Source organism: Mucilaginibacter gossypiicola, from assembly GCF_900110105.1.
Classification (GTDB): domain Bacteria; phylum Bacteroidota; class Bacteroidia; order Sphingobacteriales; family Sphingobacteriaceae; genus Mucilaginibacter; species Mucilaginibacter gossypiicola.
The window spans coordinates 41227-54660 of the sequence record NZ_FOCL01000020.1 but is presented as its reverse complement, the minus strand read 5'-3'; the positions used below and the strand labels follow the sequence as shown (position 1 = coordinate 54660).

At 42.9% G+C, this 13434-nt stretch carries 14 protein-coding genes; 7 read left to right on the top strand and 7 right to left on the bottom strand.

From position 1 onward, the window contains the following. Nucleotides 1-55: 55 nt before the first annotated feature. The 6 genes from BMX50_RS32925 to ubiE form a co-directional block, all read right to left on the bottom strand. On the bottom strand, nucleotides 56-718 hold the full coding sequence (locus BMX50_RS32925; RefSeq protein WP_091221957.1) for a CBS domain-containing protein: 663 nt from the start codon (nucleotides 716-718) through the stop codon (nucleotides 56-58). After that, nucleotides 719-1492 (bottom strand): alpha/beta fold hydrolase, encoded by a 774-nt coding sequence (locus BMX50_RS32920; protein ID WP_091221954.1) that lies wholly within the window; start codon nucleotides 1490-1492, stop codon nucleotides 719-721. A 218-nt stretch (nucleotides 1493-1710) separates the two neighbouring features. Beyond that, the gene (locus tag BMX50_RS32915) at nucleotides 1711-2160 is read right to left on the bottom strand and encodes a GatB/YqeY domain-containing protein (RefSeq protein WP_091221950.1); all 450 of its coding nucleotides are present in this window, start codon (nucleotides 2158-2160) and stop codon (nucleotides 1711-1713) included. A 140-nt stretch (nucleotides 2161-2300) separates the two neighbouring features. Continuing rightward, nucleotides 2301-3059, bottom strand: a complete 759-nt coding sequence (locus BMX50_RS32910) for an SDR family oxidoreductase (protein WP_091222185.1) — start codon at nucleotides 3057-3059, stop codon at nucleotides 2301-2303. A 222-nt stretch (nucleotides 3060-3281) separates the two neighbouring features. Next, on the bottom strand, nucleotides 3282-4016 hold the full coding sequence (gene porT / locus BMX50_RS32905) for a type IX secretion/gliding motility protein PorT/SprT (RefSeq protein WP_091221945.1): 735 nt from the start codon (nucleotides 4014-4016) through the stop codon (nucleotides 3282-3284). Next, entirely contained in the window at nucleotides 4013-4744 is a 732-nt protein-coding gene (gene ubiE / locus BMX50_RS32900) for a bifunctional demethylmenaquinone methyltransferase/2-methoxy-6-polyprenyl-1,4-benzoquinol methylase UbiE (RefSeq protein ID WP_208864852.1), read from the bottom strand. The genes porT and ubiE overlap by 4 nt, the downstream gene beginning before the upstream one ends. Before the next feature lie 354 nt (nucleotides 4745-5098). Here ubiE and BMX50_RS32890 point away from each other — a divergent pair, with 354 nt between their 5' ends. Then, nucleotides 5099-6469, top strand: a complete 1371-nt coding sequence (locus BMX50_RS32890) for a Gfo/Idh/MocA family protein (protein WP_091221933.1) — start codon at nucleotides 5099-5101, stop codon at nucleotides 6467-6469. Nucleotides 6470-6491: 22 nt separating this feature from the next. Beyond that, entirely contained in the window at nucleotides 6492-7229 is a 738-nt protein-coding gene (locus tag BMX50_RS32885) for a 3-keto-disaccharide hydrolase (protein ID WP_091221929.1), read from the top strand. Nucleotides 7230-7450: 221 nt separating this feature from the next. Here BMX50_RS32885 and BMX50_RS32880 read toward each other — a convergent pair whose 3' ends face one another. Further along, the gene (locus BMX50_RS32880) at nucleotides 7451-7939 is read right to left on the bottom strand and encodes a VOC family protein (RefSeq protein ID WP_091221925.1); all 489 of its coding nucleotides are present in this window, start codon (nucleotides 7937-7939) and stop codon (nucleotides 7451-7453) included. A gap of 148 nt (nucleotides 7940-8087) precedes the next feature. Between BMX50_RS32880 and yihA the strand changes: the two genes are divergently transcribed. The 5 genes from yihA (at nucleotide 8088) to BMX50_RS32855 (ending at nucleotide 13249) form a co-directional block, all read left to right on the top strand. Then, nucleotides 8088-8711 carry a ribosome biogenesis GTP-binding protein YihA/YsxC gene (gene yihA, locus BMX50_RS32875; RefSeq protein WP_091221921.1) on the top strand — a complete coding sequence of 208 codons (624 nt, stop codon included), beginning with the start codon at nucleotides 8088-8090 and terminating at the stop codon, nucleotides 8709-8711. Between the two features lie 13 nt (nucleotides 8712-8724). Next, complete coding sequence (locus BMX50_RS32870; protein WP_091221917.1) at nucleotides 8725-9579, top strand: UbiA-like polyprenyltransferase; 855 nt, start codon at nucleotides 8725-8727, stop codon at nucleotides 9577-9579. Further along, entirely contained in the window at nucleotides 9567-10172 is a 606-nt protein-coding gene (locus tag BMX50_RS32865; RefSeq protein ID WP_091221914.1) for a Crp/Fnr family transcriptional regulator, read from the top strand. The genes BMX50_RS32870 and BMX50_RS32865 overlap by 13 nt, the downstream gene beginning before the upstream one ends. 210 nt (nucleotides 10173-10382) lie before the next feature. Beyond that, nucleotides 10383-11303 carry an NAD-dependent epimerase/dehydratase family protein gene (locus tag BMX50_RS32860; RefSeq protein WP_091221909.1) on the top strand — a complete coding sequence of 307 codons (921 nt, stop codon included), beginning with the start codon at nucleotides 10383-10385 and terminating at the stop codon, nucleotides 11301-11303. A 242-nt stretch (nucleotides 11304-11545) separates the two neighbouring features. Further along, nucleotides 11546-13249, top strand: a complete 1704-nt coding sequence (locus BMX50_RS32855) for a M3 family oligoendopeptidase (RefSeq protein WP_091221906.1) — start codon at nucleotides 11546-11548, stop codon at nucleotides 13247-13249. The last annotated feature ends 185 nt before the right edge of the window (nucleotides 13250-13434 follow it).

The following is a 13434-nucleotide window of genomic DNA, read 5'->3' as shown; positions in this document are numbered from 1 at the left end:
AAAAAGCGATATATACCCAACTTAAGACGCCTGGCTTAAGACTTAGAATTTGAGACTACAAATTAAGGTAGTTCATGAGCGAATCATACCTGTCGCGGGTAGTGTCATTAACATCGGTATGATTGAAAGTGGCTTTGATTTCGTATTCGTAACGAAGGAAACTGGCAGTTATGGCAGAAATATCCTGTTTGTTGATTTTAAGCGTTACTTCCATCCGGGTTGAATCGGGAAAGGATTGAACATAGGAGCTTAGTATCTGCGCATTATCTGACTCCACTATCTGCGCCATGTGTGCCAGCGAATTATTTTTATTATTGATCTCCAGCACAATAATGCCTCCTGGTTGTGACACCGAAGTTATTTGGGCAAAATATTCTGTAATGGCATTAATAGATATCAGCCCAAGATAATTGCTTTTAGCATCGAGCACCGGCACAACAGTAAGCTGCTGCTCATAAAACAGGCGAATAACATCGTAGATATGCTGATCTTCCAGCACATATGGATTAACCAGCGAAAGCGCCAGTGCACCTATAGGGGTTTGATAATCGCTTTCGGCTATCAGGTCATCCTCGGCAAGCAGGCCTAAAAACTGCTCTTCGTTTACAATAGGCAAATGCCTGAGGCGAAACTCAACCATACGGTCAAGCACTTTCTGAATGGTATCAGAGGTGTGTACCGGCGGTATCGAATCAGCTATCAGGTCAAGTGCTATCATTTATGCATTTACTTTGGTCTCTAATTTAGCTAAAAACTGTTTAAGTAAAACATTAAATTCTTCAGGGTGCTCCATCATCGGCGCATGTCCGCATTTATCAATCCAGTGCAATTCAGAATCGGGCAACAGTTCGTGAAACTCAACAGCTACCTCGGGCGGTGTGATCTTATCGTTACGGCCCCAAATCAAAGATACAGGAATTGTGATCTTATGCAGATCTTTCTTCATGTTATGCCTGATGGCAGATTTTGCCATAGCCAATAAACGGATCACCTTGTGCCTGTCGTTAATGGTTTGAAAAACATCCTGTACCAGGTCATCGGTAGCAATAGCAGGGTCGTAAAAAGTAAACTGCACTTTTTCGCGTACAAAATCGATGCTTTCCCTGCGTGGAAATGAACCGCCAAATGCATTTTCATACAAGCCTGAACTGCCTGTTAAAACCAACGCTTTGATATTTTCGGGATGTGTGGTTAAATAAACCAGAGCCACATGGCCGCCAAGCGAGTTACCCAGCAAAGTGATATTACTAAGCTTTTTAAACTTTATAAACTTATGTACAAATTTCGACAAACTTTTAACCCCCGTGCTTATCAGCGGCATATCATAAACAGGCAGTATGGGAATAATAACCCTATACCTTGATTTAAACTCATTGATAACGCCATCCCAATTGCTCAGTGCGCCCATTAAACCATGCAGCAGTAACAGCACCTCTCCTTCGCCCTCATCGATGTAACTAAAACCGTGTTCCTCTTTAAGCACGAGCTCCATATAAATATTAAAAATTAGTTTGTCAAAATTAGCTTATACCAAAACCGCTTTCAGTATAAATTCCCTTTAATCCGCTGTAAAATTAGTTTATTACCAACGACATTTAGCAAGTATAGTAATTATTTATCAATGTAGTAATGTTAAGCTTTTATTAAATAGCTTAACATTAATTCAACATTACTGTTTAAAAAGCTCAGTGATAATTAAATGCTAAAAGCCTATCCCAGCAACTGTTTAACCACTTCTGATATTGTTTTACCATCGGCCTTGCCGGCAAGTTCTTTACTGGCCATACCCATAACACGGCCCATATCTTTCACCGATGTAGCGCCTATCCTGCCAATGAGTTCTTCCAGGTATCCTTCAATTTCAAACTTACTCATTTGCTGCGGAAGATACTCTTCAATAACCAGCATTTCGGCTATCTCAACCTGGTAAAGATCCTCACGGTTTTGTTCTTTATAAATATCCGCCGATTCCTTACGCTGCTTCACCAGCTTTTGCAATACCTTGATCTCCGCATCTTCGGTCAATTCATCGGCTGCACCTTTTTCGGTTTTAGCCAACAGTAATGCCGATTTAATGGCACGCAATCCCTGTAAACGATCTGCCTGCTTTGCAAGCATGGCCAGTTTAATGTCCTGGTCTATTTGTGTAATTAATGACATATCTTTAATTAGTGTTTTAAAAGTGCAAATTTCAGATGTGCAAATGTGCAGATTATTAAAGCCTGCATTTTCAAATCTTCAAATTGACAAATTATCAAATTAAAATCTGCACATCTGAAATCTGCACATCTGCACATCGACTACCCCCTGAATATAGTTCCCGCATTTGCTTGCGCCGTTGGCATGATCAGGATATCGTTGATATTAACATGTGCCGGGCGCGAAGCAATAAACCAGATAGTTTCGGCTATATCATCGGCCTGCAATGGTTCAAAGCCTTCATACACCTTTTTGGCCCTTTCCTTATCACCTTTAAAGCGAACTTCCGAAAACTCGGTTTCCACAGCACCGGGGTGTATGGCAGTTACCTTGATGCCATGAGGCAGCAGGTCAATTCTCATCCCTTTATTTAAAGCATCAACAGCATGCTTGGTAGCGCAATATACGTTTCCATTAGCATAAACTTCCTTACCGGCAATTGAACCTAAGTTTATAATATGGCCTTTGCCGTTTTCAATCATCCAGTTAGATACTACCCTGCTTACGTATAGCAGGCCTTTAACATTAGTATCAATCATGGTTTCCCAGTCGTCGATATTGCCTTTTTGAATTGGATCAAGTCCCTGGCTTAGGCCTGCGTTGTTTACCAGCACTGTTACTTTTTTCCATTTTTCGGGCAAGGCCTCCAGGTTGCTGATGGTATCCTCCCGGTTACGTACATCAAATGATGAAACAGCAACCTCTACATTATATTTATCATTCAGGTGCCTGGCCAGTTTTTCCAACCGCTCCAACCGCCGGCCGGTTAATACCAGGTCATATCCCTCACGCGCAAAAACGTGCGCACATGCCTCGCCAATGCCGGCAGTAGCTCCTGTAATTAAAGCAATTTTACTCATAGGTTTGATAACTATAAACAGCGAAATTATGTTTTTTAGTTTAAAATTTTGTCGGTTGGGAGTAAGGTTGTTTTTGGAAGGAGGATTTATCACCTATTGCGTTAAAAACGCAAACCCATTTTAAGCACTCATTATAAATGAGCGCAAGAAAGTCAAGAAAATAAAAAAACTTTGCGTCTTAGCGCCTATGCGAGAAAACAATCAGCAACGAAAGTTAAGCCTCTACTCAAAAATCAAACTAAACATAATGGTGTGCAATCCCAACCTGCTAAGCGGCGCCGAATAAGGATTATTTTCGCGCATCAGCACGTTGCCTAACGAGTTAGAGATCTTGATCTCAGGCGAGAGCTTAAAGAATTCGAAATAGATATCACAACCTACGCCGGCTTCATACGAAGCAAAACCGCCAACATTTTTCACCAGCTTTTCGGAAAGATCAAGATTGGCATCTGAGTTTTTCTTGGAGCCTATGGCCTGGGTATATTTCAAACCGCCTACAACGTAAGCCCTGAAATCACCCAGCCTGTCTGATTTTAGTTTTAATTGCAGCGGAATGTCTACGGATGTGGTTTGTACTTTTTTGTCCACGTCTTCTGATGGATCAACATAAGAATAATGCAGAGCCCTGTCGGCAAATATTAAAGATGGCGTTGTCCGCACCTCAAGGTGCTCAGTAATCCTGTAGCGGGTTAAGAAACCTACCCCGAAAGCCGGTGAGCTTTTTGAGCTGATGCTATTAAGCGGCCCTTTAACCTGTACTCCATTTTCGTCCAAAAACGGGTCACGAAAATTGGGTTGATTAACGATCTTGAAATCGGTGCTTACATACGTGAAACTGAAGCCAAAGCTCAAGTCCTGCTGATCGGCACCGCCACCCCATGCAGGTACATGCTGAGCAAACAATAAATTGCTGCTAAAAATAAGTACAACTACAAGCAGGTAACGGTTTATAATCATTTAATACCGGTGTATATTGAACAGATACCAAACGTTAAAGGCCGGCATTTCGTATTCTTAAAACCTACTTTATCCATCAACGCCACAAAAGTTTGCCCATCGGGAAAAGCAGCTACCGACTCGGGCAAATAACTGTAAGCCCTTGCATCTTTACTGAACAACTTACCGATGCCTGGTGTAATATAGCTGAAATAAAAATTGTACAGCTGTTTTATCGGAAATGCTTTAGGCTTTGAAAACTCAAGCACTACTACTTTTCCACCGGGTTTAAGTACACGGTTGATATCAGCAAGTCCTTTTTCCAGGTTTTCGAAGTTACGCACGCCATAGGCAACCGTAACTGCGTCAAACTCTGCGCCCTCAAACGGTAATTTTTCCGAATCACCAAGTTTTACGCCAAATTTATCGCCTAAACCACGCTTGGCTATTTTTTGCTCTGCGATGTCAAGCATCCCTCTTGAAATATCAACACCGATAATTTTTTCGGGCTTCAGGATAGATAGCGCTTCAAAAGCAAAATCGCCGGTACCGGTAGCAACATCCAGTATCAGTTTTGGTTTGTCGTTCTTTAATTCGTTGATGGCTTTTTTACGCCAGATGATATCAATACCAAGCGACATGAAGTGGTTCAGAAAATCATATGTTTTTGAGATGTTGTTAAACATATCTGCCACCTGCTCTTTTTTGGTAGCCTGCTCGTCATGGTACGGTGTTATGGTTTTGCTCATCGCGGGCAAAGATAGTGATTGTATGCTGAATGCTTTAATATTAAGACAGGCGAAAATGAATACTGAAACAGGGCTGACAAGTTACTCACCCCGACATCGCTGCGCTAGTCACCCCTCTCTGCTTCGCAAAGAAGGGATTAAATTTTTCATTTCGTTTACCCTCTTTGCGGCGAAGCCGGAGAGAGGGTGGTCCAGCGAAGCGCAGACCGGGTGAGTCAACTATACGCCAGGAAGTTAATACCCGATATTAAGTTACCCTGATTATATAAATGTTAAGTCAATTCACTATTTTTAGAAACCAATTATGTCGGTACATGCCGACAAATCACACTTAAAATTTGTTTCCTTATCCTTATGAAAGACGAACAAGAATCCTCGCGCCGTAGTTTCATTAAAAAACTAACCACCGCAACCGCGGCTGTAGCTGCCGGGTCGGGCCTTTTAACCAGCCAAAGCCAGGCCAAAACTTTTTCAATCCAGAAACGCCTAATCGGCAACAGTCCTAACGACCAGGTAAACATCGCCCTCATTGGTGCCGGAGGCATGGGCACACAGGATACCATCACCGCCTTGCAGGTGCCTGGTGTAAAACTGGTAGCCGTTTGCGATTTGTACGATGGTCGGCTAAAAGATGCCAAAACCCGCTGGGGGGCCGACATTTTTACCACCCGGGTTTATAAAGAGATCCTGAACCGTAAAGATGTTGACGCGGTAATCGTTGCCACGCCAGATCATTGGCACCAGCAAATTTCTGTTGATGCCATGCACGCCGGCAAACACGTATATTGTGAAAAACCCATGGTACATGCTATTACCGAAGGCCCTGCGGTGATCAAAGCACAGAAGGAAACAGGAATGATTTTCCAGGTAGGCAGCCAGGGTGTATCATCATTAGGTAACGAAAAAGCACACGAGCTGTTGAAAAGCGGAGCCATTGGCGAATTAAATTATGCCGAAGGTTTCTGGGCACGCCGCGCACCGCTTGAGGTTTGGCAATATCCTATCCCTGAAGACGCATCGCCCCAAACTGTTGACTGGGAAACCTATATCAGCAACACTAAAAAACGTCCGTTTGATGAAAAGCGTTTTTTCCGCTGGAGAAACTATACTGATTATGGTACCGGCATGGCAGGCGACCTTTTCGTCCACTTGTTCTCAAGCCTGCATTTTATAACTGATTCCGTAGGGCCTAATAAAATTTACGCATCAGGCGGTTTACGCTTCTGGAACGACGGCCGCGAAGTACCCGATGTACTTTTAGGCACTTTTGATTATGGCAAAACACAGGCACATCCGGCCTTTAATCTTTCTTTACGATGCAACTTTGTGGATGGCACCAGCGGTACAACGTATCTTAAACTGGTAGGCAGCGAGGGCTCAATGGATATAACCTGGGATAAAGTGACCTTAAAACGCAATAAAGTGATGGATTCTGATGATCCGTTCTATTTGGATAAGCTCAAAAAAGCTGGTAGCGGTTATGCCGAACGCAAAAAAATGCTACCGCCTGAAGAAATCACGTACGATGCCGAAAAAGGGTATAAAGGTGGGCCGTATGATCATATGGTGAACTTTTTTACCGCCATCCGCAACAAAGGCAAAGTAACCGAGGACGCTATTTTTGGTTATCGTGCGGCGGCCCCGGCTCTATTGTGTAACGATAGTTATTACAACAACACGCCAATGTTCTGGGATCCTGAAAAAATGCAGCTTATCAAAAAATAACCACTCACAGCAATACCTTATTATGAAACAACAATTCAAAAAACTCGGTTTAGTACTGGCCGCTGCAGGTTTAGTTTGTGTACAAACATCCGGCATCCCTGTTAATCATCATAAACCAGCCAAACAGGCTACCCCTGCAAAAGGTGGCTGGGTAAACCTTTTTGATGGCAAAACACTAAAAGGCTGGCATGGCTTTAATAAAAAAGGGCCGGTAAAAAACTGGACCATTATTGACGGAGCCCTGGTTTGTCTTGGTGCTGCACAGGGTGATACCGGCGGCGATATCGTAACCGATAAAGCCTATACCAATTTTGAACTTTCATGGGAATGGAAAATAGATAAAGGCAGCAACAGCGGCGTGATGTATCACGTAGTTGAAGATCCTAAATACCATGCCAGCTATGAAACCGGCCCCGAGTACCAGATTATTGATGATGCCGGATGGCCTGATAAACTGGAAGACTGGCAAAAAACAGGCTGCGATTATGCGATGCACCTGCCCAATTCTTCAAAAAAAACAGCCCCGGTTGGTACCTGGAACACCAGCAAAATCGTTTTCAATAACGGGCATGTTGAACATTGGCTCAACGGCAAAAAGATCATTGCTTTTGAAGCTTGGACCGATGATTGGAAAAAGAAAAAAGCCGAAGGCAAATGGAAAGATTATCCCAACTATGGCACCGCTAAAACCGGCTTAATTGCCTTGCAGGATCATGGCCATAAGGCCTATTTCAGGAGTATTAGAATAAAGGAGTTATAAAATTTATAACTTTTTGCTTCGTACCTGCGTACAACAGTTTTATCTTTATAAAAAACTCATTGCGAGGTACGAAGCAATCCTTACACTGCAAGCAACCATGCAATATCGCCGGCAGTGGACTGCTTCGCCGTTCCACCTCCCAATGATCGGGAAAGAAAAAATCTTTTGATCCCCCGTTGAATATATAACCCGCAATGAGTTTTTTTGTTTGCTATAACCTGTTAATTAGCCAGTTGCAGTAAACCTTCTATATCTAACCGGCGGGTAAACATCGTCAAATTACCATCCTGATCTACAGGCCATAGCTCTTTTGGCCGGTCCCAGTAAAGCTCAACACCATTTTGATCGGGGTCGTTCAGATAGATAGCCTCTGATACCCCATGGTCAGATGCACCGGTAATCTGATAACGGGCTTCAATTAACCTTTTTAGTATAACGGCAAGGTCTTTTCTTTCAGGATATAAAATTGCGGTATGGTACAAGCCCGGTGCATATTCCGGTGCCGGCGAAGCGCCTTTACTATGCCAGGTATTTAAACCTATATGGTGATGATAACCACCGGCAGATATAAAAGCAGCCTGATCGCCGTACATTACCATCTTTTCAAAGCCCAACAAACCGCAATAAAAATCAAGCGACTTTTGCAGATCACTTACCTTTAAATGTACGTGGCCTATTCGGCTTTGGGCGGGTATTTTATAATCGTTCATTATATTACATGTTTAAACATCAAATTTAACTATTATTGCGTTGTTTTTTGTTTTCCTATTGTAAAACAAGCTTATAAATAGGTAACCACCATTTACGTTAGCATTTTACTACAGTGAGCGCATAAAGTAAAAATACTACCTTTGCAGAATGATCGTAAAATCGGCCGACTTTATTTGCAGCAATACCCAGATTAGTAAACTGCCTCCACCGGTAAAACCGGAGTACGCATTTATTGGGCGCTCAAATGTGGGCAAGTCATCCCTCATCAATACCTTAACCGGTAAAAAGGGTCTTGCCAAAACATCGCAAACCCCTGGTAAAACGCAGCTGATCAACCATTTTTTGATTAACGAAGGCTGGTACATTGTGGATTTACCCGGCTATGGTTATGCCCGCGCATCAAAAAGTGAGAAAGCCAAGTGGGATAAATTTATCCATACCTACCTGGATAAGCGCGAAAGCCTGCAATGTGTAATGGTGCTGATAGACAGTCGCCTGGAGCCACAGAAGATCGATGTTGAATTTTGCAACTGGCTTGGCGAAAAAGGCCTGTCGTTTGTATTGGTATTTACCAAGGCAGATAAACAGTCTTCAGTTAAAACAGATCAAAACGTAGCTAAATTTCGCAAAGCAATGCTGGCTACTTTTGAGGAAATGCCACAATTTTTTATCACATCATCAGAAACACAACTGGGCCGTGAAGAGATATTGGCATTTATAAGTAATATAAATCAGCACTTTGAAGTGCCGTTGTTCAACCCTCCGGCCTGAGTATAATAAAACCATGAAAAAATACTTATCCTTAGTAACCTTCGCCCACACAATTTTTGCCATGCCGTTTGCATTTATCGGCTTCTTTTTGGCGGTAACTACAACAGAATATCATTTCGACTGGCTTAAGCTGGTTTTGATGGTGTTATGTATGGTATTTGCACGCAATTCGGCTATGGCATTTAACCGCTATCTGGACAGGGACATCGACATTCAAAACCCACGTACCAAACAGCGTGATATCCCGGCGGGGAGGATTAGTCCGCGGGCTGCTTTAACCTTTGTTATTATCAACTGTTTGCTGTTTATTACGGCAACATGGTTTATTAACAGGCTTTGCTTTTTCCTTTCGCCGGTAGCTTTATTTGTGGTGATGGGTTATAGTGCAACCAAACGTTTCACTGCGCTTTGCCACCTGGTATTGGGATTGGGCTTATCGCTTGCCCCTATTGGTGCTTACCTGGTAGTTACCGGGCAATTTGCTATTACGCCTATATTCTTTTCATTATCGGTATTGTGCTGGGTAAGCGGATTTGATATTATTTATGCCCTGCAAGACGAAGATTTCGATCGCAGCAAAAACCTGCATTCTATCCCGGCCTATTTAGGTAAGGTAAATGCTTTAAGGTTATCCACCTTTTTACATGTGCTTTCGGCTATATTTATCATGATGCCTGCTGTTGAAACTCATGTAGGCTTCCTGTATTATATCGGTATCGCATTCTTCTGCGCTATGCTGATCTACCAGCACCTGCTTGTAAAACCAAACGACCTGAGCCGTGTTAACTTTGCCTTCATGACAACAAACGGTATTGCAAGTGTGGTATTTGCTGTATTGTTCTTGCTCGACAGGATATGGATCCACTAAGCGCCCTCCAAAAGTTCCGGGAATATTTTGAAAGATATGTTCCGCTTACTGACGAAGAGTGGCAGGCTTTATCGCACTACTTAACTGTAGATACCTTAAAAAAGAAGAAGTTTTACGTAGAGGCGGGCAAAGTATGCGATCATATCGGCCTGGTGGTAAAAGGAGCTGTACGCTACTACCATGTTAAAGATGGCGAAGAAATAACCGGCTATTTCAGCTTTGAAGATGAAATGCTGAGCTCCTACAAAAGCTTTTTGACCCGTACCCCGGCCGCAAACTATATCCAGGCGTTGGAAGATTCGGTGATAGTGAATCTGAGCCATAAAGGTTTGCAGCAAGCCTGCATGAATGAACTGCTTGGCTTTAAAATGGAACGCTTTGGCAGGTTAACAGCCGAGCATTACCTCATTTGTTACGAAGAACGCATTACCGCTTTCATCACCCAATCGCCCGAGGAGCGTTACAGCGATCTTTTACAAACAGGAGGCGAAGCCCTTTACCGTATTCCTCAACATTATATTGCCAATTACTTAGGCATAACCCCGGTTTCACTTTCGCGGATCAGAAGAAGGATCATGAAGATAAGCGCCTGATAAGGAGGTGAAAGGTAAAAGGCGAAAGGATAAAGGTTTTTGAGGAGAGCTAAAAGCAGAAGGGAAGGCTTAAGGCTCAACGCCAGTTCAAAATTCAAAATCCAACTAAATCCGAAATCGAACATCCGAATTCCGAAATTCGTTATCTTTTGTTAACGTTTTGATTTACAAAGGCCGCCTACCTTTGTTATACACAAAACGAAAAAGATCATGCATACTATATTAGGAGCCGGCGGTCCGGTAGCGAACGCCCTCACCAAAGAGTTAATTAATCATAACGAAACCATCCGTTTAGTTAGCCGCAAACCGGTTAACACCAATAATAACCAAAAAGTAACCTGGCAAAAAGCCGACCTGCTCAATTACGAAGAAGTACTGGCGGCAGCAAAAGGATCAACAGTAATTTATCTTGTTGCAGGCCTGGTTTACGACAAAGACATCTGGCGGGCGCAATGGCCGGTAATCATGCAAAATGTGATTAACGTTACCAAAGCCACAGGGGCGCGTTTAATATTTTTTGATAACGTATATATGTACGGATTGGTTGATGGGGCCATGACCGAAGATACACCTTACAAACCCAGCAGCGTTAAAGGTGAAATCCGTGCGGGCATTGCTAATATGCTCATGGACGAAGTTAAAGCAGGCAACATTAACGCAACCATTGCCCGCGCACCTGATTTTTACGGTGCTGTAATCAACAGCTTTATTGACATGATGGTGCTGAGCAACTACGCCAAAAAACAAAACGCGCAATGGATAGGCAATCCTAATTGTAAACACAATTTTATTTATGTGCCCGACGCAGGTAAAGCCATGTTCATGCTTGGTCAGGATCCCGATAGCGGCAACCAGATCTGGCATCTCCCTACCCCACCTGCGATCACCGGTAAACAGTTTTTAGATATTGCCGCCAGGGTTTACAAAGTTGAGCCAAAATATACACGCGTTAATAAAGCAATGCTGTGGATGTTTGGTTTGTTTAAAAAAGTGGTAATGGGTACGGTAGAAATGTATTATCAGTACGATCATGACTATATTTTCGATAGCAGCAAATTTGAGAAAGCATTCAATTTTAAACCAACAAGCTACGAGGATGGTATAACCGAAATATCGAAGAAAACTTTATAAGGGTTGAGTATGGAGTTGTAAGGAACTGTTTAAAAACAAAAAAACGTCATTGCGAGGCACGAAGCAATCCCCGACCTACAGAGCCGATCTGTATAGTTTGGGATTGCTTCGTGCCTCGCAATGACGTTATTGGATATCCTTTCGGTTTGTCAAATTAGTGTACATTTACACATCTATTATTTGCACATCTCCAACCATAATCTGCACATTTGCACATAAGCATATCTGCACATCTAAAAATTATGATCCACAAAAAAACAAGAACATATATTCCTTCTTCCCTCGATATTAAATGGGAAACGCTTGAACCTTTTTATAAAGAATTACTTGATCGCCCTATTAATTCGGTTGAAGAACTGGAAAAATGGCTGCGCGATAAAAGTGAGCTTGAAGCCGCATTAGAAGAAGATTTTGCCTGGCGCTATATCCGCATGACCTGCGATACTACCAGCGAAGAACTGCTGCAAAAATTTCAATATTTTGCTACCGAAATTGAACCTAAAATTGCTCCATTCAGTAACGAACTAAACAAAAAACTGGTTGCCAACCAATATGTAGATAAATTGGACAGTGAGAAATATTTTGTATTCCTCCGTGCGGTAAAAAAAGCATTGGAACTTTTCCGCGAGGAAAACATTCCTGTACAAACCGAGATCCAGGTAGAGCAGCAGAAATACCAGTCAACCACCGGTGCAATGTCGGTTCACATTGATGATAAAGAATTTACTTTAGAGCAGGCTTCCGTATTTTTAAAAGGTACCGACCGGGCCAAACGCCAGGAAGTTTGGGAAAAGATCACCAGCCGCCGTTTACAGGATAAAGAAAAACTGAACGAACTTTTTGATCACCTGCGTAAGCTTCGCCACACGGTAGCCACAAACGCGGGCTTTGAAAATTTCCGCGATTACATGTTCCAGGCTTTGGGCCGTTTTGATTATACTCCACAGGATTGCTATGCTTTCCACGCTGCCATTGAAACTGAAATAGTTCCAATTCTCAGGGCGCAGGCCGAGAAACGCCGTGCGGCCTTAAACTTACCCGCCCTTAAGCCATGGGATATGGATGTAGATATTTCTGGCAAACCAGCCCTTAAACCATTTCAAAATGGCGAAGACCTGATCGAGAAATCTATCCAATGCTTCAGCAATATTAACCGCTATTTGGGTGAGCGTTTGGAGATCATGAAAGATAACGGGTTGTTTGATGTGGAAAGCCGTAAAGGTAAAGCTCCTGGCGGTTACAACTATCCGCTGGCCGAAACAGGTGCGCCGTTTATTTTCATGAACTCGGCCAATACCTTCCGCGATTTAACTACTATGGTACACGAAGGTGGTCACGCGGTACATACTTTCCTTACCGCCGATCTGGAACTGAATGATTTTAAACATTGCCCTTCCGAAGTTGCAGAATTGGCTTCTATGTCGATGGAACTAATATCGATGGATAACTGGAATGTTTATTTTGACAACGAGGAAGACCTAAAACGCGCCAAACGCGATCAGTTGGTTGACGTACTGAAAACCCTACCATGGGTAGCTGTGGTGGATCAATTCCAGCACTGGATCTACACCAATCCTGACCATACCGATGCCGACCGTACAACTGCCTGGATCGAGATCTTTGAACCTTTCGGTGCAAACTTTGCTGATTGGAGCGAACACCCGGAAGCTTTAGCTAACCTGTGGCAAAAACAACTGCACATTTTCGAGGTTCCTTTCTACTATATTGAATACGGCATGGCCCAGTTAGGTGCAATTGCTGTTTGGAAAAACTATAAAGAAAACCCTGAAAAAGGCTTGCAACAATATCTTAACGCTCTTAAATTAGGCTATACCAAAACCATCAAGGAAATTTATGAAACCGCCGGGATCAAATTTGACTTCAGCGCTGCTTATGTAAAAGAACTGGCTGCGTTTGTTAAAACTGAGTTGGATAAGTTGAATTAAGATATTCGCTAACAAAAGCGCCTCATCAAATATGTCATTGCGAGCGCAGCGTGGCAATCGCACGGAAGCAAGGCCACCCTGTATAGCATGCGGTTGCCACGCTGCGCTCGCAATGACATGGTTTTAATTATCCCCCTGGTTGGCTATGATTAAAGCTTTCAGCTTTATCTACTTGGGCTGAAAGC